Annotated in this window: 19 protein-coding genes; 12 read left to right on the top strand and 7 right to left on the bottom strand. The window is 64.1% G+C overall.

The features are described 5' to 3' along the window. Nucleotides 1-210 precede the first annotated feature (210 nt). Nucleotides 211-660 carry a GatB/YqeY domain-containing protein gene (locus tag AC1DYW_RS26280; RefSeq protein ID WP_477228131.1) on the top strand — a complete coding sequence of 150 codons (450 nt, stop codon included), beginning with the start codon at nt 211-213 and terminating at the stop codon, nt 658-660. Nucleotides 661-842: 182 nt separating this feature from the next. Here the strand turns inward: AC1DYW_RS26280 and AC1DYW_RS26275 are convergent, their stop codons facing one another. Both AC1DYW_RS26275 and AC1DYW_RS26270 read right to left on the bottom strand, forming a co-directional pair. Continuing rightward, nucleotides 843-1,826, bottom strand: a complete 984-nt coding sequence (locus tag AC1DYW_RS26275) for a hypothetical protein (RefSeq protein ID WP_477228130.1) — start codon at nt 1,824-1,826, stop codon at nt 843-845. A 181-nt stretch (nt 1,827-2,007) separates the two neighbouring features. After that, nucleotides 2,008-2,958, bottom strand: a complete 951-nt coding sequence (locus AC1DYW_RS26270; protein ID WP_477228129.1) for a hydrogen peroxide-inducible genes activator — start codon at nt 2,956-2,958, stop codon at nt 2,008-2,010. Nucleotides 2,959-3,222: 264 nt separating this feature from the next. Between AC1DYW_RS26270 and katG the strand changes: the two genes are divergently transcribed. Then, on the top strand, nt 3,223-5,418 hold the full coding sequence (gene katG, locus AC1DYW_RS26265) for a catalase/peroxidase HPI (RefSeq protein WP_477228128.1): 2,196 nt from the start codon (nt 3,223-3,225) through the stop codon (nt 5,416-5,418). A gap of 190 nt (nt 5,419-5,608) precedes the next feature. Continuing rightward, nucleotides 5,609-6,166 carry a GNAT family N-acetyltransferase gene (locus AC1DYW_RS26260; RefSeq protein ID WP_477228127.1) on the top strand — a complete coding sequence of 186 codons (558 nt, stop codon included), beginning with the start codon at nt 5,609-5,611 and terminating at the stop codon, nt 6,164-6,166. Nucleotides 6,167-6,184: 18 nt separating this feature from the next. On the opposite strand, the gene AC1DYW_RS26255 is transcribed toward AC1DYW_RS26260, so the two are convergent. Next, the gene (locus AC1DYW_RS26255; protein ID WP_477228126.1) at nt 6,185-6,601 is read right to left on the bottom strand and encodes a MerR family transcriptional regulator; all 417 of its coding nucleotides are present in this window, start codon (nt 6,599-6,601) and stop codon (nt 6,185-6,187) included. Between the two features lie 108 nt (nt 6,602-6,709). On the opposite strand from AC1DYW_RS26255, the gene AC1DYW_RS26250 reads away from it, so the two are divergent. Continuing rightward, nucleotides 6,710-8,944: a heavy metal translocating P-type ATPase gene (locus tag AC1DYW_RS26250; protein WP_477228125.1), complete on the top strand. Its 2,235-nt coding sequence runs from the start codon at nt 6,710-6,712 to the stop codon at nt 8,942-8,944. A gap of 19 nt (nt 8,945-8,963) precedes the next feature. Here AC1DYW_RS26250 and AC1DYW_RS26245 read toward each other — a convergent pair whose 3' ends face one another. Continuing rightward, complete coding sequence (locus AC1DYW_RS26245; protein ID WP_477228124.1) at nt 8,964-10,148, bottom strand: MFS transporter; 1,185 nt, start codon at nt 10,146-10,148, stop codon at nt 8,964-8,966. 142 nt (nt 10,149-10,290) lie between these two features. Beyond that, a complete protein-coding gene (locus tag AC1DYW_RS26240; RefSeq protein WP_477228123.1) occupies nt 10,291-11,961 on the bottom strand; it encodes a Na/Pi cotransporter family protein in 1,671 nt (556 codons plus the stop codon). 377 nt (nt 11,962-12,338) lie between these two features. On the opposite strand from AC1DYW_RS26240, the gene AC1DYW_RS26235 reads away from it, so the two are divergent. From AC1DYW_RS26235 to rpoD, 3 genes are all read left to right on the top strand, one after another. Continuing rightward, nucleotides 12,339-12,707, top strand: a complete 369-nt coding sequence (locus AC1DYW_RS26235) for an RcnB family protein (RefSeq protein WP_457151315.1) — start codon at nt 12,339-12,341, stop codon at nt 12,705-12,707. Between the two features lie 149 nt (nt 12,708-12,856). Continuing rightward, nucleotides 12,857-14,791 (top strand): DNA primase, encoded by a 1,935-nt coding sequence (gene dnaG / locus AC1DYW_RS26230; protein WP_477228122.1) that lies wholly within the window; start codon nt 12,857-12,859, stop codon nt 14,789-14,791. 485 nt (nt 14,792-15,276) lie between these two features. Continuing rightward, the gene (gene rpoD / locus AC1DYW_RS26225) at nt 15,277-17,298 is read left to right on the top strand and encodes an RNA polymerase sigma factor RpoD (RefSeq protein ID WP_095090975.1); all 2,022 of its coding nucleotides are present in this window, start codon (nt 15,277-15,279) and stop codon (nt 17,296-17,298) included. A gap of 117 nt (nt 17,299-17,415) precedes the next feature. On the opposite strand, the gene AC1DYW_RS26220 is transcribed toward rpoD, so the two are convergent. After that, on the bottom strand, nt 17,416-18,474 hold the full coding sequence (locus AC1DYW_RS26220) for a TauD/TfdA family dioxygenase (protein ID WP_457152535.1): 1,059 nt from the start codon (nt 18,472-18,474) through the stop codon (nt 17,416-17,418). Between the two features lie 321 nt (nt 18,475-18,795). On the opposite strand from AC1DYW_RS26220, the gene AC1DYW_RS26215 reads away from it, so the two are divergent. The 3 genes from AC1DYW_RS26215 (at nt 18,796) to AC1DYW_RS26205 (ending at nt 20,685) form a co-directional block, all read left to right on the top strand. Beyond that, nucleotides 18,796-19,089 (top strand): GYD domain-containing protein, encoded by a 294-nt coding sequence (locus AC1DYW_RS26215; protein ID WP_095091717.1) that lies wholly within the window; start codon nt 18,796-18,798, stop codon nt 19,087-19,089. A gap of 104 nt (nt 19,090-19,193) precedes the next feature. Then, a complete protein-coding gene (locus AC1DYW_RS26210) occupies nt 19,194-20,252 on the top strand; it encodes a DMT family transporter (protein ID WP_457152536.1) in 1,059 nt (352 codons plus the stop codon). A 40-nt stretch (nt 20,253-20,292) separates the two neighbouring features. Beyond that, nucleotides 20,293-20,685, top strand: a complete 393-nt coding sequence (locus AC1DYW_RS26205) for a thiol-disulfide oxidoreductase DCC family protein (RefSeq protein ID WP_457152537.1) — start codon at nt 20,293-20,295, stop codon at nt 20,683-20,685. Nucleotides 20,686-20,753: 68 nt separating this feature from the next. Here AC1DYW_RS26205 and AC1DYW_RS26200 read toward each other — a convergent pair whose 3' ends face one another. Continuing rightward, nucleotides 20,754-21,011 (bottom strand): DUF2798 domain-containing protein, encoded by a 258-nt coding sequence (locus AC1DYW_RS26200; protein WP_457152538.1) that lies wholly within the window; start codon nt 21,009-21,011, stop codon nt 20,754-20,756. A 272-nt stretch (nt 21,012-21,283) separates the two neighbouring features. Between AC1DYW_RS26200 and AC1DYW_RS26195 the strand changes: the two genes are divergently transcribed. Together AC1DYW_RS26195 and AC1DYW_RS26190 are read left to right on the top strand one after the other, a co-directional pair. Continuing rightward, nucleotides 21,284-21,961, top strand: coding sequence for a PadR family transcriptional regulator (locus AC1DYW_RS26195; protein WP_457152539.1), 678 nt, complete (start codon nt 21,284-21,286; stop codon nt 21,959-21,961). Between the two features lie 232 nt (nt 21,962-22,193). Continuing rightward, nucleotides 22,194-22,490 (top strand): HlyU family transcriptional regulator, encoded by a 297-nt coding sequence (locus AC1DYW_RS26190; RefSeq protein WP_457152540.1) that lies wholly within the window; start codon nt 22,194-22,196, stop codon nt 22,488-22,490. The last annotated feature ends 10 nt before the right edge of the window (nt 22,491-22,500 follow it).

Below are 22,500 nucleotides of genomic sequence, written 5' to 3'. Positions count from 1 at the left end.
AAGCGGCGATTTCGCGGCTTCCACGCAGTCAAGCTTCAGTTCATGCAAGGCCCAGTACATAGGGGAAGGGCGCAAAGCGGTCAATGATCATGAGCAATCGGGCTCCGATTTATTTCGTCAAGCAATATCAGTGGCTTGCCTGGCAATATCAGGGTTTGCGTTGGCCTGTCCCCGGCGCTATTGTCCGCGCCCATCGAAGGAGAAAGCACCATGCGTGGCAAAATCGCCGAATCCCTGAAGAGCGCGATGAAGGCGCAGGACAAGCACCGGCTGCCGACATTGCGGCTGATCCAGGCGGCCATCCACGACCGCGACATCGCCAATCGTGGTTCGGCCAAGGACCCTGCCAGCGATGAGGAAATCCTGCAGATCCTGGCCAAGATGGTGAAGCAGCGCGAGGAATCGGCCAAGGCCTTCGACGACGGCAAGCGACCGGAACTGGCGGCGCAGGAGCGTGGCGAGATGGAGATCATCCGCGCCTTCCTGCCGACGCAGCTGGACGAGGCCGCGGTGGCCGTGGCCGCGCGCGAGGCGATCGCGGCGACAGGTGCGGCCAGCCAGAAGGACATGGGCAAGGTGATCGCCGCGCTGAAGCAAAAATATGCCGGCCAGATGGATTTCGGCAAGGCAAGCGGCATCGTCAAGGGCCTGCTGCAGTAGGCTTGCCGCCCATCGCTGACCGGGGCTTGCGACCGTCAGCGGTTGCCAATTCGGCCTGACCGTTCACCAATGTCTTCGACAACGATGCGGATCAGGTGCCTGATCTCGTCTTGCCTGAAAGGCTCTCCCGAGAGCGCCGAAAGCATCGCCTGGCTGGGCGGCAGCCTATCCGGGTGCGGACTTCAAGACCCCTTGCAGATCGGCAGTGGCTGGGGCGGTGGTGCCAGATGATCCGTCTTGTATTGGGCGATGATCGGCTCGAGGGTTTTTCTCGGCCAGAATTTCGGCGCGCCGATTTCCTTCAGGCAGGATGCGTTCCAGTAGGGCACACCGCCCGACTGCGAACGGTGTGCCACTACCGCGGCAATGTCGCGTGATTCCGGATAGATGTAGAGCGTCGTCGGGTTGTCCTTCACCATCGAGATGATCTGCCGCGCATCCACCGGCGACCAGCTGGTGCATCCGTTGCTGCGGCCGCCAGGATAGTCCACCAGCTTGCCGAACGGCACCAAACCGTCATGGTCGGCATATGAGCTGTTCGGATTTTTGCGCATGCACTGGGCGCGCAGCACCTGCGCCGCATGGCCGCCGATCACCCGCTGCCTGGCATTGGCGGCTTCGCCTTCGCCGTCGAACTGTATGAAGGTGCGCAGGAAAGCCGCGTCCTGTTTCGCACCGGTGCGATAAAAGCCTTTGAACGATGTTTTCGCCTCGCGGGTGATATAGGCCCCGCCGGCGGTCAGTTCAGAATCCATGGCGTTGCCGAAGTTCTTCGCGCACCGTCTGCCATTTGAAAAATCGACAGTGCCTTTCAGATTCCGGCCGGCGCCATGACCCGATGAGATCGCGCGAAACGACTGGCTGGCTTCGCAGATGACATAGTACCGGCGCCCGAGCACGCCATTGCCCAGATCGCCGGGACGCGTGGCATCCATGGCAAAGTAGCAGGGGTTCCTGATCGCACCTTGCGCCACCTTTTTCAGGTAAAGCGCGCGGGCCCGCTCCAGGACCACTTGCGAGATCTGACCATCGCTGTCGCCGACATGGGCCTGCAACCAGGCGGGAACATCGGGAAGCGCGGCAAACGACCGCGCCGACACCGTCAAAGCGATGACGGCGAGGAGGAGGCTGGCGACGACACCCAGAGGGACAGATCTCAACCGCACCTGATCAATTCTCCCGCCCGTTCGCAATTCCTAGCGGTGTTGCCGCCGCGAATCGATCATAAATCGCCTCGCGCCAATCGGCGAAACACATCTTGTTTAGCAGGCCGCCCAAGCGGTGTTTTCAAAATGGTCAGGCAATCCGCAAGCTAACCACGCGAAGCCGGAAACCAAGGCGTGTTTGTCAGGCGGTTGCCGTCAGGTTCAGCAGGTGCGCAATCGGTGTCGGATTGTGCTGTGCGCGCAGTGCGTCGGCCGACTGCCGAACGACTTCCGAAATCCGCAGCAGCTGTTTGGCGATCGGGCTGGTCTTGCGCCAGACCATGCCGATCGTCCGTGACGGCTGAGGGCTCCTGAAGCGGGCGATGGAGACCGACGCCGAGCGCGTCTCCACCGGCACGGCCATTTCCGGGATCAAGGTGACGCCGATGCCGGCGCTGACCATCTGGACCAGGGTTGACAGCGAGCTGCCGTCCAGCAACTCGCGTGGCCGTGCCGAATGCATGTTGCAGAAGGACAGTGCCTGGTCGCGGAAACAATGGCCTTCTTCCAGCAGAAGCAGCCGCATTTCACGCAGCATTTCGCGATTGGGCACCGGCTTTCCCTCGTCTTCGCCGGGCCGGACCAGGACGAAGGCCTCGGCGAACAGCACGATTTCCGTCAGCGATGGTTCGGACACCGGCAAGGCAACGATGGCCGCATCGAGCCGACCGTCCGCCAGTTCCTGGATCAGCTTCTGCGTCTGCGTCTCGCGCACATGGATATCGAGGCCATCATGCATGCTCGAGAGGTTGCCAATGATCGTCGGCAGGAGGTAGGGCGCGATCGTGGGGATGACGCCGATGCGCAGCCGGCCGACCAGCCTGTCGCGCGAGGAACGCGCGAGATCGGCGAGCTCGTCCACCGAACGCAGGATGTCGCGGACGCGCAAGGCGAATTCTTCGCCGAAATTGGTCAGCCGGACCTGTCTAGCGCCTCTTTCGAAAAGCTCCGTGCCCAGCGTTTCCTCCAGTTCCCTGATCTGCACCGAAATGGCAGGCTGGGAGATCGCGCAGGCGTCGGCCGCGCGCCCGAAGTGGTTGTGCCGCGCCAACGCCTCGAAATAGCGCAGCTGCTTCAGCGTCAGGTTTGTCATAATGTCACCTTATCGCTGTAATCAGGAAATCCAACTTAAATTAATCGCGCAGCTTTGCTATAGGAGCTGCAAGGGAGATGAGGAGCAGCCGGGACGGCTTCGTCCGGGGCGTGCCCGCAGTGACAGGAACATCCAAGATATTCGGTCGCGTATCTGGCATACGGTCATGCGCCAGCCACGAAACGGACCGCTTCCAGGGACATCCTTTGTCCTTGTTCACGCAGCAGTTGAAACAGCTCAACACAGCCACGATCGGAGAAAAACATGGACGCACAAACTGACGACCCCAGCACGGGCAAATGCCCGGTCGTGCACACAGCCGTCGGCAGGGTCAACCGCGACTGGTGGCCGAATCAGCTCAATGTCCAGATTCTCCATCAGCAGTCGCCGCTGTCCGATCCGATGGGTGAGGCGTTCGACTATGCCGAGGAATTCAAGAGCCTCGACCTCGACGCCGTGATCAAGGACCTGCATGCGCTGATGACGGACTCGCAGGAGTGGTGGCCCGCCGATTTCGGCCATTACGGGCCGCTGTTCATCCGCATGGCGTGGCACAGCGCCGGCACCTACCGCATCGCCGACGGCCGTGGCGGCGCCGGGGCAGGCCAGCAGCGCTTCGCGCCGCTGAACAGCTGGCCGGACAACGTCAACCTCGACAAGGCCCGCCGGCTGTTGTGGCCGATCAAGCAGAAGTACGGCCGCAAGATCTCCTGGGCCGACCTTTTGATCCTGACCGGCAACGTCGCGCTGGAATCGATGGGCTTCAAGACCTTCGGTTTCGCCGGCGGCCGCGCCGACGTCTGGGAGCCCGAGGAGGACATCTACTGGGGTCCGGAAGGCAAGTGGCTGGCCGACGAGCGCTACAGCGGCGACCGCGATCTCCAGGATCCGCTCGGTGCCGTGCAGATGGGCCTGATCTACGTCAACCCGGAAGGACCGAACGGCAAGCCTGATCCGCTGGCCTCCGCGCGCGATATCAGAGATACCTTCGCGCGGATGGCGATGAATGACGAGGAGACCGTCGCGCTGATCGCCGGCGGCCACACCTTCGGCAAGACCCATGGTGCCGGCGATGCGACGCTGGTCGGCGTGGAGCCGGAAGGCGCCGACATCGAGCAGCAGGGCCTTGGCTGGGCGAGCACGTTCGGCACCGGCAAGGGCGGCGACGCCATCGGCAGCGGCCTGGAAGTGACTTGGACGACGACGCCGACGAAGTGGAGCAACAACTACTTCGACAATCTGTTCGGCTTCGAATGGGAGTTGACCAAGAGCCCCGCCGGGGCGCACCAGTGGACGCCGAAGGGCGGCGCGGGTGCTGGCAGCGTGCCGGATGCGCACAATTCGGCCAAGCGCCACGCTCCCTCCATGCTGACCACCGACCTCGCTTTGCGGTTCGATCCTTCCTACGAGACGATCTCGCGGCGCTTCCATGAAAACCCGGCTCAGTTCGCCGACGCGTTCGCGCGCGCCTGGTACAAGCTGACCCACCGCGACATGGGCCCGCTCGTGCGCTATCTCGGTCCGTTGGTTCCGAACGAGCAACTGCCCTGGCAGGACGTCATTCCGGCGGTCGATCATGTGCTGATCGACGAAGAGGACGCTGCAGCACTGAAAGCCGAGATCCTGGCGTCCGGCCTGTCGGTGTCGCAGCTGGTGTCGGCGGCGTGGGCGTCGGCCTCGACCTTCCGTGGCTCCGACAAGCGCGGCGGCGCCAATGGCGCGCGCATCCGCCTTGCGCCGCAGAAGGACTGGGCCGTCAACCAGCCGGCGGAACTCGCCAAGGTGCTCGACAAGCTCGAAGCGATCCGCAAGGCGTTCAACGCTTCGCAGACCGGCAACAAGAAGGTCTCGCTTGCCGACCTGATCGTTCTCGGCGGCGGCGCCGCCGTCGAGAAGGCCGCGAAGGACGGTGGCCACAGCGTCGACGTTCCCTTCTGGCCGGGCCGCATGGATGCCTCGCAGGAGCAGACGGACATCCACTCCTTCGCACCGCTGGAACCGACCGTTGACGGTTTCCGCAACTATGTCGGCGGCAAGCAGCGGCTGACCGTCGAGGAGGCGCTGGTCGACCGCGCGCAACTGCTGACGCTGACGGCGCCGGAGATGACAGTTCTCGTCGGTGGCCTGCGCGTTCTCGGCGCCAATGCCGGGCAGTCGAAGCACGGTGTCTTCACCAAGCTGCCGGAAACGCTGAGCAACGACTTCTTCGTCAACCTGCTCGACATGGGCACGGAGTGGAAGGCGACCTCGGACGCCAAGGACGTGTTCGAAGGCCGCGACCGCAAGACCGGCGAAGTCAAGTGGACCGGCACCCGTGCCGACCTCATCTTCGGCTCGCATTCGCAGCTGCGCGCGTTGGCCGAAGTTTATGCGACCGCAGACGCCAAGGCGAAATTCGCCAGGGATTTCGTGGTGGCATGGACCAAGGTGATGAACGCCGACCGTTTTGATATCGCCTGAGCTCGGCAAAAGGCACTGGCGCGGCCTGGGAATGGTTGCGCCAGAGCGTCGGTTCCTCCCAAGGGATAAGAACAAGGCCGCGTTTCCAGCGATGGGAATGCGGCCTTGTCGCAAGAGGCCACACCCGGTGGACCGTGCCTTCGCGGATAATGCTGCTACTTTATCGGCGCAGCTACTCCGCCGGTGCAAAATGGTCGAACTCGTCAAACCCGCGCTTGAACATTTACCGTCCTACAAGGCGGCGCTCGAGCGCGGCTGGTCGCCGGACAATGTGCGGCTCGAGCAAGCGACGCGCGAGCAACTTGCGGCCATCGAAAAGGATCCGGTGGCCTTTCTCGCCGACCTCGATGACCCTCTGGCCAATGGCGGCCCTATAACCTTGCCCGACGGCAGAAAGGTGCCGCGCCTGCCGGGCTTTCGGCGCTGGATCTGGGACGGCGAAGCTTCAGGTTCGATCGGCTTTCGCTGGCAGCCAGGTACAGCTGCGCTGCCGCCGCATGTGCTCGGCCATATCGGCTATGCGGTGGTGCCGTGGAAGCGACGGCGTGGCTACGCCACCGAGGCGCTGCGGCTGATGCTGGACGAGGCGAGGGCGGTCGGCTTGCCTTATGTCGAGATCACCGCCAAGCCGGGCAATCCGGCGTCGCACAAGGTGATCCTGACCAATGGCGGCAAGCTGGTCGAGCGTTTCTTCGAGGATGCCGCCTATGGCGGAGCGGAAAGCCTGCGGTTCCGGATCGATCTGTAGCGGGCGCGCGAGCCCTCCTCACCCGTGCTCGTCGGCGCACAGCGCGTGGTCGGACAAGGCGCGGATGACGTAGCAGTCGCCGACCGTATTGCCGTGGCAGCAAGATGTGATGCGTTCGAGTTCGGCCTCCAGCCGCTGCAGCTGGGCAATCTTTTCCCGCACCGAGATCAGTTGCTCCCCGGCGATCCGGTCGGCATGGCCGCAGGGCTGCTCGGGGTGGCCGCTCAATTCGATGAGCGAGCGGATATCCTCGACGGCGAAGCCGAGGTCGCGGGCGTGACGGATGAAGGCCAGCCGCTCGAGCTCCTGCCGGCCATAGCGGCGCTGGTTGCCTTCCGAACGCTCGGGTGCGGCAACCAGGCCCATCTGCTCGTAGTAGCGGATGGTCGGCACCTTGACCCCGGTGCGGCGGGAGAGATCGCCGATCGAAAACATGATTTTGCCTCTTGAAGCTCTAGTGACTAGAGCAATTACAGTGTCCGACATCAGGGTTCAAGGCCGAGGCGGCGGCACGCCACGCGGGCAAGGCAGACAGGTGAAGCGATGACGGCGCCCCTCAAGCAACCAAGTATCAGGCAGACACGGTTCAAGATCGACGGCATGGACTGCGCCTCCTGCGCGGCCAAGATCGATACGGCGGTGCGCCGTCTCGATGGCGTCGCCGACGTCTCGGTTTCGGTGACCGGCGCCAGCATGACGGTCAGCCACGGCGGTGTACTGCCCGAAGACAAGGTGCTGCAGCAGGTGACGCGGCTTGGCTACGCCATCGCCAGGGCGGAAGCCAAGACCGACGGGCATGCAGTAGCCATGGCGCATGATCATGCTGATCACGATCATGAAGGCCACGACCATGGCGGCGAGCCGGTCCGCGAGCGGACCATCGGTTCCGCCCATCTCTATGGCGATGCCGAGTCGAGGCAGGCGTGGTGGCGCAGCCGCCGCGCGGCGCTGACGCTGGCCTGTGCTGCAGCGCTTCTTGCCGCCTACGGCATCGGTCATCTGTTTCCGGCGGCCGAGCGCTGGGTCTTCCTGGCCGCGCTGCTGGTTGGCCTGGTGCCGATCGCCCGGCGCGCGCTGATGGCGGCACTGGCCGGCACGCCGTTCTCGATCGAGATGCTGATGACCATCGCCGCCAGCGGTGCGGTGATGATCGGCGCCACCGAGGAAGCCGCCGCCGTGGTGGTGCTGTTCCTGATCGGCGAAATGCTGGAAGGCGTCGCTGCCGGTCGGGCACGGGCCAGCATCCAAGGCCTTGCCGACCTGGTGCCGAAGACGGCAATCGTCGAGCGGGCAGGCGGCACGGTCGAAGTCCCAGCCGAAGACCTTGTCGTCGGCGACGTGATCGTGGTGCGGCCAGGTGATCGTATCCCGGCCGATGGCGAGATCGTCGAGGGAGCGAGCGCTATCGACGAAGCACCTGTGACCGGCGAGAGCACGCCAAAGCGCAAGGGTGTCTCGGACGGTGTCTTCGCCGGCACGATCAGCACCGACGGTGTGCTCAAGGTTCGGGTGACGGCAGCAGCGTCGGACAACACCATCGCTCGGGTGGTGCGGCTGGTGGAGGAAGCGCAGGAAGCCAAGGCGCCGACCGAGCGCTTCATCGATCGCTTCTCACGGTACTATACGCCTGCTGTGCTGGTGGTTGGGGCGCTGGTGGCGCTGCTGCCGCCGCTGGTTGCCGGCGGCGACTGGAACGAATGGATCTACAAAGGCCTGGCGATCCTGTTGATCGGCTGCCCCTGCGCACTGGTCATCTCGACGCCGGCGGCGATCGCCGCGGGCCTGGCCACCGGCGCGCGGCATGGCCTGTTGATGAAGGGCGGTGCCGTGCTGGAAGGCTTTCGCCGGATCACAGCCGTCGCCTTCGACAAGACCGGTACGCTGACCGCGGGCAAACCGGTGGTTACCGACATCGTGGCCTATGGGCGCGACGAACGCACCGTGCTGGCGCTGGCGGCAGCACTTGAGCAGGGCTCCAGCCATCCCCTGGCGGTGGCCATACTGGACAAGGCCAAGGCCGCCAAGGCGCCGGTGCCGCCGGCCCTGGCCGCCAAGGCGATTTCAGGCAAGGGCGTCGAGGGTAGCGTCGGCGGCGTCGCGGCCTTCCTCGGCTCCGGCCAGGCGGCGGGCGAACGCGCTACGATAACCGAGGCGCAGCGTCTTGCCATCGACAGCCTCAACGGCCAGGACAAGACCGTCTCGGTGCTGGTGGCCGATGGCGTGGTGGCCGGGCTGATCGCCATGCGCGACGAGCCGCGGCCGGATGCGGCGGCCGGCATTGCGGCGCTGAAGGCCGAAGGCATCCGCGCTGTGATGCTGACCGGCGACAACCGACGCACGGCCGAAGCCATCGCCGCTTCGCTCGGCATCGAGGCGCGGGCTGAGCTCTTGCCTCAGGACAAGCTGCGCATCGTCGGCGAATTGCAGCGCGGGGGGCTGAGGGTGGCCAAGGTTGGCGACGGCATCAACGACGCACCGGCGCTCGCCGCCGCCGACATCGGCATTGCCATGGGCGGCGGCACCGATGTCGCGTTGGAGACGGCCGACGCTGCGATTCTGCATGGCCGGGTCATGGATGTCGTGCGCATGGTGCGGCTGTCGCGGGCGGTGATGGCCAACATCGGCCAGAACATCACAGTGGCGCTCGGGCTGAAGGCGGTGTTCCTGGTCACCACCATTGCCGGCATCACCGGCCTGTGGCCGGCGATCCTGGCCGACACCGGCGCCACCGTGCTGGTCACCGCCAACGCCATGCGCCTGCTGCGCTGGCGCGGGTGAGCGTTCTTGTGTCGTGCGCTTACTCGGCTGGCGCCGTCAGCGGCGGCGTGGCGTTGCTGCGTCCTTCCCAGACATAAGACGCGAGCGCCACTGCTACGGCGACCAGCATGGCGATGGCACCAAGCAGCGGCAGGCTGCGGTAGCCGTAGCCGGCATTCAGCATCGCCGAGCCCAGCGATGCGGCAAGCGCGATGCCGACATTGAAGCCGGATGGAATGAGCGACGAAGCGAGATTGGACGCATCGGCGGTCCAGGCCAGGATACGGGTCTGGATCGGCGTGCCGATGGCGAAGTTGAGACCGCCCCAGATGACGATCGCCACAACCATCGGCAAGGGGTAGGGGCTGACGGCATAGATCACCGCCAGCGTCACCGCCTGCAGGGCCAGCATTGTGATCAGCGACGGCATCAGCTTCCAGTCGGAGAGCTTGCCGCCGAGGAAGACGCCGAGTGTGGCGCCGACGCCGTTGAGCAGCAGTACCCACGGCACCTGGCTTTCATCTAGGCCGGTGATTTCGAGCAGTGTCGGCGTGATGTAGGTGAACAGGCCGAACTGGCCGATCATCAGCATCAGCATCAGGATCAGCGAAGTCCAGACCTGCTGGCGCGCCAGCACGCGAACCTCGCGCGCCAGGCCGGCGGGCTTGGCCTGATATCCAGCGGTGCGCGGCAAAAGCGCTGCCATGGCAAGCGTTGCCGCGACACCCAGCGCACCCATCACCCAGAAAGTCGTGCGCCAGCCCCAGATGTTGCCGATCGCGGTGCCGGCCGGCACGCCGATGACATTGGAGACGGTGAGCCCGGACAGGATGACGGCGACCGCCATGCCGCGCTGGTCTTCGCGCACAAGACCGACCGCCACGACCATGGCGACGCCGAAATAGGCGCCGTGCGCTATCGCCACGGCAATGCGCAGCAACAGCATCGAGGTGAAATCGGGTGCCAGCGCGCAGGCCGCCTGGCCGATGGTGAAGGCGACGGCAAGGCCGAGCAGCAAGGTCTTGCGCGGCAGCGACTTGGTGGCGAGCGCCAGCAGCGGACCGCCGATGGCGATGCCGCAGGCATAGCCCGAGACGAGATAACCGGCCGATGGAACCGAGACGCCAAGCCCCTCCGCCACCTGCGGCAGCACGCCGGCGATGACGAATTCGGTGGTGCCGAAAGCGAAGGCGGCAATGAACAGGGCGATGAGCGGAAGCGACATGGGAAGGCCCTAGCTGGAACGGCCTCAAACCACGGATGGGCGTTGCGGGCAATCCAGAAATTTTTGTCGCGACTTTAGGTTTTCTTGAGTGGAACGTGCGGGCGTGGAACCGCCGATCTCCCTCGCGGGGAGACCGGCAGGGTCAACCTCCGCTCGCCTTAAGCCGCGATCCAGTGAGGAGACCGCGCTCTTCGAGCACCGGATAGGCCATCGACGCCAAAAGCGAATTGATCTGCTTCAGGTCGCGGATGGTGTCGAGATGGATCGAGCTGGTCTCGACGCTCTTGGCGGTGCCGTCGCGCAGCCGCACGAAATGGCTGGCGCTGGTTTCCTTCTCGCGGTCGCGCAACTGGTCCTTTTCCAGCACCAGCTGGCGGGCGGTCTCGGGATCGCGTGATACCAGCACGTTGAAGGCGAGCCGAGCATTGGCCAGCACCGAAGCGTGGAAAGCGCATAGTTCGCGCCAGCCCTCGGGCGTGAACTCAAGCCCGCGCTCGAGCTTCTTCTTCACATGCACCAGCATATTGCGCACGATGATGTCGCCGACCTGCTCCAGCTTGACGCAGGCGCCGATCAGCTCCTGGCAACGCAGCGCCTCGTCCTCGGTCAGCGGGTTCCTGGTAAGCTTGGCCAGGTAGAGCTTGATCGCTGCGTGCTTGCGGTCGACGCGGTCGTCGAGTGCTGCCAGCGCCTTGATCTTGTCGGCGTCAGCGCTCTCGTACAGCTCGATGATGCGCTTGAGCATGATCTCGACGGTCTCGCAGACCCGCACCACCTCGCGCGTGGCATTGGCCAATGCCTGGCTTGGAACGTCCAGCGCGCTCTCGTTGAGCGCGGAAAGCTCGACGACATCGAGTGTGGCGGCCGGCGCCGGCTTGGTGCCGAGTGCCACGATCTTCTCCGAGGCGCGGTAGACGAACCCGGCCAGCGGCAGGCCGGCGAGCAGGATCAGCACATTGAACAGGATGTGAGCGTTGACAATCTGGTCCGCCGCCGTTGCGCCGAGGAAGGCGACATGCGGCCTGAAGGTCATGAACAGGATCAGCACGACCAGCGAGCCAAGCCCGCGCATCAGGAGATTGCCGATCGGCACGACGCGCACGGCAGGCCCGGCCGAACGGGTCAGCATCGGCGCGATGATCGAGGATCCGAGGTTGACGCCGAGGATGAGGACGACGCCGAGTTCCGGCGTGATCAGGCCACGGCCGGCCAGCGTCGCCATCAACAGAACCGCCGCGATACTCGACTGGAACAGCCAGGTGATCAGCGCCGCCAACAGATAGGCGGTGATGGAATCGCTGGAGAAGTAATTGATGATGACCGGCATGAGCTGGCTGTTGCGCAGCGGCTCCGATGCCTGGCCGATCATTTCCAGCGACAGGATCAAAAGGCCGATACCGACCAGGATGCGGCCGGACTGGCGCCAGTCGCGCCGCTCGGTGGCCATGAACATCACCGTGCCGGTGATCAGGCAGAGCGGCACCAGCAGGGTGAGATCGAAGGTCAGCAGCTTGACCACCAGCGCCGAGCCGATTTCGGCGCCGCGCACGGCAAGCTGCCCGGCGGCGCCCGAGACGATGCCGGAGCCGGCGAAGGAGCCGACCAGCAGCGTGACGGCGGTGGAGCTCTGCAAGGCGATGGCGAGGCCGGTGCCGGCCAGCACCGCCATGATCGGATTGCGCATGGTGGCGCGCAGACGATGGCGCAGCACGTCGCCATAGGCGCGCTCTACGCCGGTTTTCACCATGCGGGTGGCAAACAGCATCAGCGCCACGGCGCCGGCCAGATGCAGTAGGACGACGGAACCGCTCATGTCGCCTTCCGCATGCGGACAACGGGGTGCGCGATGCGATCAGCGCGGCGATCAGTAGGGGAAACGAGGGTGCGAATCATGTTCATAGCAGTGACCAGAATGACGATATTACATTAGCCGGGTAATAAAATCTTGTCGATTTCAAGGGCCGTTGCGCCGCGACAGGCGGTGTCGGAAAATGGACGGACGCGCAAATGGTTGCATTGCGAGGCTGCTGTGGCGCGGCGGATCGCGCGTGTTTGGTCGCGATCTTTGCGAGGATGTTCAACTCTCCTAAGTAAGCTAAGGAATTCATTACACAATTGTAATGCAGGTGTTCAGTTTCGGTTCATCGGTGGGTCACTATCCCTTGGGCATCGACAACCAAGGAGACTCCCATGAAACGCATTGTCCTTTCCGCACTCGCTTTCTCGATGCTGGCCGCCACGTCGCTCGCCGGCCAGGCCGCGCCGATGAATGCGCCGAACGCCCCGCAGTCGACCTACAGCCAGGTCGACTGGCAAAAGCCCGGCAAGCACGTCGACGTCAGGAAGCGTGTCGTGAAGAAGAAGATCGTCGTGAAGCGCAGCCATTGGCGCAATGGCCAGAAGTATTCCGGTTGGAGGCAGCACCGGCCGATCCGCGACTATGGCCGCTATGGCCTGCATCGCCCCGGCCGCGGCCAGGAGTGGATCCGCGTCGGCAACGACTATGTGCTGGTCGGCGTTCTCTCCGGCGTCATTTTCGGCGCGCTTGCCGGGCAGTAAATCTCGTCTGGGCCAGCACCCTGCTGGAGGTGAAAGAAAGGCGGCCCGCAACGGCCGCCTTTTTTGCCCTGTGGAAACCGGGCATCGTCCGCATTAGGGGTCGTCGGATTCCGCGGGCATGATTATATGGTGGGGAAACGAGTTTCCCGATGCGCTTTCCGCCCGCCTTCCTCGACGAGATACGCGACCGCGTGCCGATTTCATCGGTGATCGGCCAGCGCGTCGCGTGGGACAGGAAGAAGACCAACGCGCCGCGCGGCGATTATTGGGCCTGCTGCCCGTTCCATGGCGAGAAGAGCCCATCCTTCCACTGCGAAGACAAGAAGGGCCGCTACCATTGTTTCGGCTGCTCGGTTTCGGGCGATCATTTCAAGTTCCTCACCGAACTCGACGGCATGAGCTTTCCCGAAGCGGTCGAGAAGGTCGCCGACATGGCCGGCGTGCCGATGCCGGTTCGCGATGCGCAGGAGGAGCGGCGCGAAAAGGAACGCGCCAGCCTGACGGACGTCATGGAGATGGCGACCGCCTTCTTCCAGGAGCGCCTACAGGGGCCGGAGGGCGCGAAAGCCCGCGCTTATCTGCGCGATCGTGGGCTGACACCGGCGACGCAGCAATCGTTCCGGCTCGGCTTCGCGCCCGACAGCCGCAATGCGCTGAAGGAGCATCTCGCCGCCAGGGGTGTTCCCAAAGCCGATATCGAGGCCTGCGGGCTGGTGCGGCATGGCGACGACATTCCGGTCTCCTATGACTGGTTCCGCGACCGCATCATGTTCCCGATCCCGGATTCGCGTGGCAAGATCATTGCTTTCGGGGGCCGCGCGCTGGCGCCGGATGCGCTGGCCAAATACATGAACTCGCCCGACACAGAGCTCTTCCACAAGGGCAACGTGCTCTACAATTTCGCCCGCGCCCGCAAGGCGCTTGCCAAGGGCGGTACGGTCATTGCCGTCGAAGGCTATATGGACGTGATCGCGCTGGCGCAGGCCGGCTTCGAGAATGTCGTGGCGCCGCTGGGCACGGCGCTCACCGAAAACCAGCTCGAGCTGTTGTGGCGCATGGCCGGCGAGCCGGTGTTGTGCTTCGACGGTGACAAGGCCGGCCTGAAGGCTGCCTGGCGGGCCGCCGACATGGCGCTGCCGGCGGTGCAGGCAGGGCGCTCGGCGCGCTTTGCACTGCTGCCGGAAGGCAAGGATCCCGACGACCTGGTCAAGGCCGAAGGGCCGGACGCTTTCCGTTCCGTGCTGGCCGATGCGCGGCCGCTGGCCGACCTTCTGTGGATGCGCGAAACGGCCGGCGGCGTCTTCGACACGCCGGAGCGGCGGGCCGAGCTCGAAAAGACGTTGCGCGAACTGACCAGCCGCATCCGCGACGAAAGCCTTCGCTATCACTATCAACAGGAAATGCGCGAGCGCGTGCTGAGCTTCTTCGGCGCGCAGCGCGGTACAAGGCAAGGCCGCCAGGATGGGCGCCCGGGCCAAGGCAAGGCGCCGCCGCCGGGCGGACAATTCGCCAAGGCCGGCGGCGGACGCACGCCGATCACCGAGAGCCTCGGCCGCTCGGCGCTGGTCAAGCGCGGCAGCGAGGGGATGTCGATGCGCGAGGCGACGATCATCGTCGCGCTGGTCAACCATCCGGTGCTGATCGACGAGAATTTCGCACATATCGAGTTTCTCGATCTCGCCAACTCCGATCTGAGGCGGCTGCACGCCGCCATCCTCGACGCGATGGCGCATGACATGGCCAACGACCGTCAGGCCGTGGTGGCAATGATCGAGCGCGCCGGCTGCGCCGAGATCTGGGAGCGGGCGGTCGGGCTGATCCGGCGAATGCGGCATTGGCCGGCGCTGGAAACCGCAGCCCTCGAGGATGCCCGCGACGCTTTCAGCCAGGCCCTGCACTTGCAGCGCAGCGCGCGCACCTTACATAAGGAGCTGAAACAGGCGGAAGCGGCGCTCGCCACCGATCCCACAGATGAAAACTATCGGCACCTGATCGAAATTCAGGCGCAATTTCAGGATGTACAAGCGACGGAAGCGCTGATCGAAGGATTCGGTGTATCCTCGGGCAGGGCCGGGCGGGCTTAAAGCATGATCCCGAAAAGTGGGAACGGTTTTTCGGACAAACGGAAACCGTTTGTCCAGAGATCGTGCTTCCACCAAAAGAAAGACAGAGCCTTTGCCGGCCGATAGGGCAGGACGGGCTCGGCAAGAGAGTGAAATGTGAAAGCGCTGTTGCGCGTCCAAATGGCGCTTGGCGGGGCTAAGTCGGGTAATTGATTCGCTTTTTTCATGCGAATCATGCGAGAGGCGCTTGACCTTCCGGCAGAATGGCGGAATCAGGACGATTCGAAACGTTAACCCGCACCCGCGTCGACGGGAAATAAACGATGTGAGGTACTGGTCACTGGACAGGCAAGCTGCCTGCCACAGATATCAGGGTTAATCTGGACTTAACGAGAGATGCAGTTACTGGCCCGGTGAAGCGCGACTCATAAGCGAGTGCATCCGATTTGACTGGTCCGACAGCTTACGCGGCTTTGATGTTCGGCCGCTAGGAGAAGATAAAGACTATGGCGACAAAGGAAAAGGAAGAGGTCGAAACCGAACGCGAAGGTGCCACCGATGGCCCTCTGCTCGACCTTTCCGATGATGCTGTCAAGAAGATGATCAAGGCCGCCAAGAAGCGCGGCTATGTCACCATGGACGAGCTGAATTCGGTGCTGCCCTCCGAGGAAGTGACCTCAGAGCAGATCGAGGACACCATGGCGATGCTGTCCGACATGGGCATCAACGTGGTCGAGGACGACGAGCAGGGCGAAGAGCCCGAGGCCGCAGACACTGCGGCTGATGCCGAGGAAGACGCCAACGAGCTGGCCGAGCAGACCGGCACCGCCGTTGCTGCCACCACCACCAAGAAAGAGCCGACCGACCGCACCGACGATCCGGTGCGCATGTATCTGCGCGAGATGGGCTCGGTCGAGCTTTTGTCGCGCGAGGGCGAAATCGCCATCGCCAAGCGCATCGAGGCCGGCCGCGAGACGATGATCGCGGGCCTGTGCGAAAGCCCGCTGACCTTCCAGGCCATCATCATCTGGCGCGATGAGCTCAACGAATCCAAGATCCTGCTGCGCGAGATCATCGATCTCGAAGCCACCTATGCCGGCCCCGAGGCCAAGCAGGCGCCGGTGGTGGAGCGCATTGAGGAAGCCAAGGTCGAGGACAAGCCGCGCCGTTCGCGCGACGAGGAAGACGACGTCACCAATGTCGGCGCCGACACGCGCGGGCTGGTCGATGACGACGAGGAAGACGAGGACGAGGCCAGCCTGTCGCTGGCGGCGATGGAAGCGGAACTCCGCCCCCAGGTGATGGAGACGCTCGACGTCATCGCCGACACCTACAAGAAGCTGCGCAAGCTGCAGGACCAGCAGGTCGAGAACCGGCTGGCCGCGGCCGGCACGCTGTCGCCCAGCCAGGACCGCCGGCTGAAGGAGCTGAAGGACCAGCTGATCAAGGCGGTGAAGTCGCTGTCGCTCAACACGGCGCGCATCGAGGCGCTGGTCGAGCAGCTCTACGACATCAACAAGCGCCTGGTGCAGAACGAGGGCAAGCTGCTGCGGCTCGCCGAAAGCTACGGCGTGCGCCGCGAGGAATTCCTGAAGGAATATCAGGGCTCGGAGCTCGACCCGAACTGGACGCGCGCGATCGGCAACCTGACCTCGCGCGGCTGGAAGGAATTCACCAAGAACGAGAAGGACGCCATCCGCGACCTGCGCGCCGAAATCCAGCATCTGGCCACCGAAACGGCGATCTCGATCCTGGAATTCCGCAAGATCGTCAATCAGGTGCAGAAGGGCGAGCGCGAAGCCGCGATCGCCAAGAAGGAAATGGTCGAGGCCAATCTGCGTCTCGTCATCTCCATCGCCAAGAAATACACCAATCGCGGCCTGCAGTTCCTCGACCTGATCCAGGAAGGCAATATCGGCCTGATGAAGGCGGTCGACAAATTCGAATACCGCCGCGGCTACAAGTTCTCGACCTACGCGACATGGTGGATCCGGCAGGCGATCACGCGTTCGATCGCCGACCAGGCGCGCACCATCCGTATTCCGGTGCACATGATCGAGACGATCAACAAGATCGTGCGCACCTCGCGCCAGATGCTGCACGAGATCGGCCGTGAGCCGACGCCGGAAGAGCTGGCCGAAAAACTCGCCATGCCGCTCGAAAAAGTGCGCAAGGTGCTGAAGATCGCCAAGGAGCCGATCTCACTCGAAACGCCGGTCGGCGACGAGGAGGATTCGCACCTAGGCGATTTCATCGAGGACAAGATGGCGATCCTGCCGATCGACGCGGCGATCCAGGCCAATCTGCGCGAGACCACCACCCGCGTGCTGGCCTCGCTGACGCCGCGCGAGGAGCGCGTGCTGCGCATGCGCTTCGGCATTGGCATGAACACCGACCATACGCTGGAAGAGGTCGGCCAGCAGTTCTCGGTCACCCGCGAGCGCATCCGCCAGATCGAAGCCAAGGCGCTCAGGAAACTGAAGCATCCAAGCCGTAGCCGGAAGCTCAGGAGCTTCTTGGACAGCTGAGCAGGGACGGCGTCGTCGCCGGCCAGCTCAATTGACGCCGATACCGATGCCTGCTGCGGTGTGCTCTTCGAAGGGCATCAACGCCGCGAAGGCCTGGGGCGTCCGCCCGTTGTCGATCTACCACAACGGCACGTTCAGCCGCGTCCCCTTGACGATGATGCCGCCCCGGTCGCCGATCTCTATCGAGCCATAACGCTGCCTGAAGCACTCGGGCAGCGGTCGGTCGCCCGGCACTGACAACCACAAACGCAGCATATGGCGCCGCTTGTCCGGGTCTGGCCAATCCCGAAAGCCGCTGCGGTCGTGAAGCAGCGAATGATTGTAGACGAACTGCATGTCGCCGGGCCGCAGGCGCATCGACAGGTTTAGTCTGGGATCATTGGCAAGGCTGTCGAAGAGATCCAGCGCTTCGATATGTGTGGTGCTGAGCCGCATGGCATCCGGAAAGCGTTGCGCGCTGTCGATGTACTGGCGCTGATAGATGCCGGTCAGCAATCCCGCATGCCAGTTGAGAACCGGGATTTCGAAGTAGGGTTTTTCCCCTTCCGGTATCTCGCCGCGCCGGTCGGTGGCGATCGGATCAAACAGCAGGCGGGTGAGATCAGGCCGCTTCCTGCGCATCACGTTGTAGATCGTCGCTGTGCTCACCAGCAGGGACTCGCCGCCTTGCATGGCATCGCGCCGGCAGAGCAGACCGACGACATCGGCGGAGTCGGTGTGAAACGTCTGGCGCTCAGAGGTCTGGTAGATGCGCGTCGTGGCGTCCCTGGCGTCGGCGCCTATGTCGCGGACGTGGCCGAGGATATGGCCCTGGGCATTCTGGGATCGTGCGCTTCCCAGATGCGCGCCAATCCCGCAGAAAATCGTTGCCGCCCTTTGCGCTGAATATCTCTCGACCGGGAGACCGCGAAGCACCTCGAAGCCAATGCCGGCGATCAGTTTTTCGCGAAGGGCGGCAAGATGGCCGACAAGCCGGGGCAAGGGGAAGTCAGCCTTGGTCAGGTTGCCGATGTCCTGCGAGCGGGCGAGAAAGCCGGTTGCCGCCAACTCCAGTTCCGCGACGTCGCGCGCATCCAGTTCGACCAGCCAACGCTCAGGATGTTTCGCCATGTCCTCGCCGGTCCATGCGGCAGGACTCTCGATCGATTCCGGCGGCAGGTCGATGGTTTCGCGCATGAAGCTCTCCGGCGGCTGGATCGGTCTCGGTTGCCGGCCGGGGATTTCCGCCAGATCGACGGCCACGACCGAGATTGCCGCAATCGGGCGGGTTTTAAAACCGGCTTTCCCCGGTCGGTGCGCCGACCGTCTTACGGCCGTCGCTTTGCCGCCGCCTCGCGAGGCTCGTCTTTACCCAGCAACAGGGCGTCGGCGCGGTAGTCCTTGCAGGATGTTCGCTGCGGGAGGATAATTTCGACGTCGGATGCATTTTCTGGGCGACAAACCCGGATGCCCGCCCCGGCGAAGCCGCCGTGCTCCGTGGCCCGGAGGGAGGTGTGCATGACAAGCTATATCGTGCTGATGAACTGGACGGAACAGGGCGCCAGAAATGTGCGCGATTCACCGAAGCGACTCGACGCCGCCAGGAAGCAGCTGGGAGACATGGGCGGATCGTTCAAGGCGTTCTACCTGACCATGGGTGAATACGACATGGTGGCCGTGGTTGAAGCGCCCGACGACGCGGTCCTGGCTCGCTTCTCGCTGATGCTGGCGGCGGCCGGCAACATCAGGACGCGGACGCTGAAAGCCTTCCCCGAATTTGCCTACCGCGAGATCATCACCTCGCTCGGGTAGTGCTCTCAGAACAGCGCCGAGGCTGAAGCGCTTCAGGTCCTTGTGGAATGCATGTCGCCCAAATCCGCTGCGCAGTTTTGGGCGACATGCACTAGGATGCGGCCATGTCCGAACCGAATTCACATGCGCATCTGTGGCCCGGCGTGCCGCTCGCTCTTGGCTCCGCCATCCTGTTCGGCGCTGCGCCGCCGCTGTGCAAGCTGCTGCTCGACAGCGTCAATCCCTTCATGCTGGCCGGTCTGCTCTATCTCGGCGCCGGCGCCGGGCTGGCCCTCTATCGCTCGGCTCGCGGCGGCGGCGGCGGCGAGGCGCAACTGACCGCCAGGGACATACCATGGCTGCTGCTGGCGATCGGCGCCGGCGGCATCGTCGCGCCGGTGCTGCTGATGTTCGGCCTCGGCCTCAACACCGCATCCAGTTCCGCGCTGCTGCTTAATCTCGAAGGGTTGGCGACGATGGCGATCGCCTGGCTCGTCTACCGCGAGAATGTCGACCGCCGGCTGCTCCTGGGCGCCTTCGCCATCGTGGCCGGCGCCGTTCTGCTGTCGTGGCAAGGTGAGGGCGTTGCCTTCAACCTTGGTGCCGTGCTCGTCGCCGCGGCGTGCCTGGCGTGGGGGCTGGACAACAATTTCACACGCAAGATCTCGGCCACCGACCCGGTGGTGATCGCCATGCTCAAAGGGCTGGTGGCTGGTGTCGTCAATGTCGGGTTGGCGCTCGCCGGCGGGGCTTCGTTTCCGCCAGCGTCGATCGTCGCAGTCACCGCGGCCGTCGGCTTCTTTGTCATCGGGGTCAGCCTGGTGATGTTCATCGTGGCGCTGCGTCATCTCGGCACGGCACGGACAGGGGCGTATTACTCGCTCGCCCCCTTTATCGGCGCGCTGCTGGCAATCGTCGTCCTGGGTGACGCCGTCACGCTCAAGCTTGCGGTTGCCGGGCTTCTGATGGCCTTCGGACTCTGGCTGCATCTGTCGGAACGCCATGAGCACGAGCACGACCACGAGGAACTGGAACACGAGCACAGCCATGTGCATGACGAGCACCACCAGCACCGTCATGACGGACCGGTGAGCGAGCCGCATTCGCACTGGCACCGGCATGCGCCCATGCGCCACCGGCATCCGCATTATCCCGACCTGCACCACAGGCATGGCCACGGTTGAGCATGATCCCAGGAAACAGGTACCGGTTTTTGGAGGAATCATGCCCGAGCAACGGGCCAAGCCTTTGCTGACCGTCTGGTACAACACACGCTGCCCGGTTTGCGATGCCGGTATCAGCCGGCAAAAGCGGCGGCTGATCGAAGCGGTCAAGGCCGGGCGGATCGCGTTTCGCGACATCAATCTTGAACCGGCAGCACTTGCTCGATTTGGTGCGTCGCTTGAGGATGTCCGCCGCCGGCTGCACGCCACCGACGCCGACGGCCGACTGCTGGTCGGTGCCGATGTCGCGATTGCCGTGTGGCTGATAACGCCGGGCGAGGGCTGGCTGGCGACGGTGTTAGGCAATCCGGTCGCCTTGCCGTTGACGCGCTTTGCCTATGATCAGTTCGCCGACCTGCTCTACGCCTGGAACCGGCGCAACGGCCGCTGGTAGCGGTTCCTCGTCGGTGACCGGGGCGAATGGAGGTCCCGAACCATTTGCGGACCTCCCTTCGCCAGGCCCTATCGGCCGGCCGGCTCGCAGAGTGCGCCGACGATGCGGCGCACCATCGGCAGCACCAGCAGCAGCGTTGGAAACGCCACCAGCCAGGACAAACCCCAGGCCGTCATCCAGATCGTCGGCAGGCCGGGGTGGAAACCGAGGCTTTTCAGCGTCGAGATGAATGAGACAATGAAGGTCATCAATAGCGACAGCACCAGCGGGCTGAGGATGGCAGCATAGCGCGCAGGCAGCTTCCTGCGCCGATTTCTTGCAGTCATTTTGGGAGTTTCCCTGAAGTGTCCGGTCCGTCGCATTTGGCATCCATTCGCCGGTTTTCGGCGCAATTGCCCGGAAGGACCGGGGTTGGATGCGTTGCCTGACGTCAGACGCTTACGGAGCAGCCGTGGCGCTCGCGGGCCTTCTAGCGGCGCGTTCCGGCAAAAGCAAGCCTCTGGCGCGGCATTCAGATACATCGTAAGATATATCTTGACTCCAGCGATTGGTGCGCCTAGTTAAGATATATCGTAAGATAGAACTCAAGGAGCAATCAATGCACAAGCAATTCGGGCACAATCATTTCGGCGAGCGCATATTCATGCACATGGCCGGCAAGTTCGGCGGCCGTGGCGGCGGCTTTGGCCCGTTCGGCCATGGCGGTCGTGGCGGCGGACGCGGCGGGCCGGGCGACATGTTCCGCGCCGGGCGCATGCTGGCCGACGGCGATCTCAAGCTGATCACGCTGTCGCTGCTGGCCGAGGCACCGCGCCACGGCTACGACATCATCAAGGCGCTTGAAGAGCGCACCAGCGGCATCTACAGCCCGAGCCCGGGCGTGGTCTACCCAACGCTGACCTTCCTGGAAGAAGCCGGCTATGCCGCTTCCGCGGCCGACGGCAACAAGAAGGTGTTTTCGATCACCGAAGCCGGGCAGGCGCATCTCAACGACAACCGCGAGATGATCGACGGCGTGCTCGACCACCTCGAGCGCTTCGGCCGCAAGATGGCCAAGGCGCGCGACTGGTTCGGCTGGAACGACGAGCGCGAAGAGGGCGGGCGTCGCGGCGGTCGTGGTGGCCGCTCGGAAGCGCGCGACGAATTCCGCGCCGTGCGTCACCGGCTGCGTGCGGCTCTCGGCGATTTCGTCGATGCCCCGGCCGACAAGCAGGCCGAGGCGATCGCCATTCTCGAAGGTGCCGCCGAGGCGCTGGAAGCGCTGTCGCGCGGCTGAGGCCGCCCGTCCAGTACCGCCAAAAGCCAGAACAGACAAAAGCTCGGGAACCCCCGGGCTTTTTGTCATTTCGATTGACCGGCTGCGGCAGGCTGACGAGATCGATCTGCCAGCCGACGTCTTCATCAGGGGGCTGGAATGCGGCGGCACATTCGCGCATTCTGGAACGACAGCGTCGTGAATCGCGAACAGGGCAGGCCGCGATTGCAGGGCGAACAGGGAGATTTGAGCGATGTCTTTTCTAAAACGTCTTTTCGGTGGCGGTGGCGAAGCCGAGGCAGGTGAACCAAAAAGTGCAGCGCCGGCCAAGCAGGTCGAGCACAAGGGGTTCCTGATCAGCGCCACGCCCTACAAGGCCGAGGGCCAGTACCAGACCTGCGGCGTCGTCTCCAAGGAGGTCGATGGCGTCGTCAAGGAGCACAAATTCATCCGTGCCGACCGCTTCGCCGGGCTCGACGACGCCGTCGACATCTCGATCAAGAAGGGCATCCAGCTGGTGGACGAGCAGGGCGAGCGGATCTTCCGATAGGGCAGGACCG

This window comes from Mesorhizobium sp. P2_D5, assembly GCF_056404355.1.
Note: the sequence above shows the minus strand (reverse complement) of the source record. Positions and strands in the feature narration are given on the sequence as shown.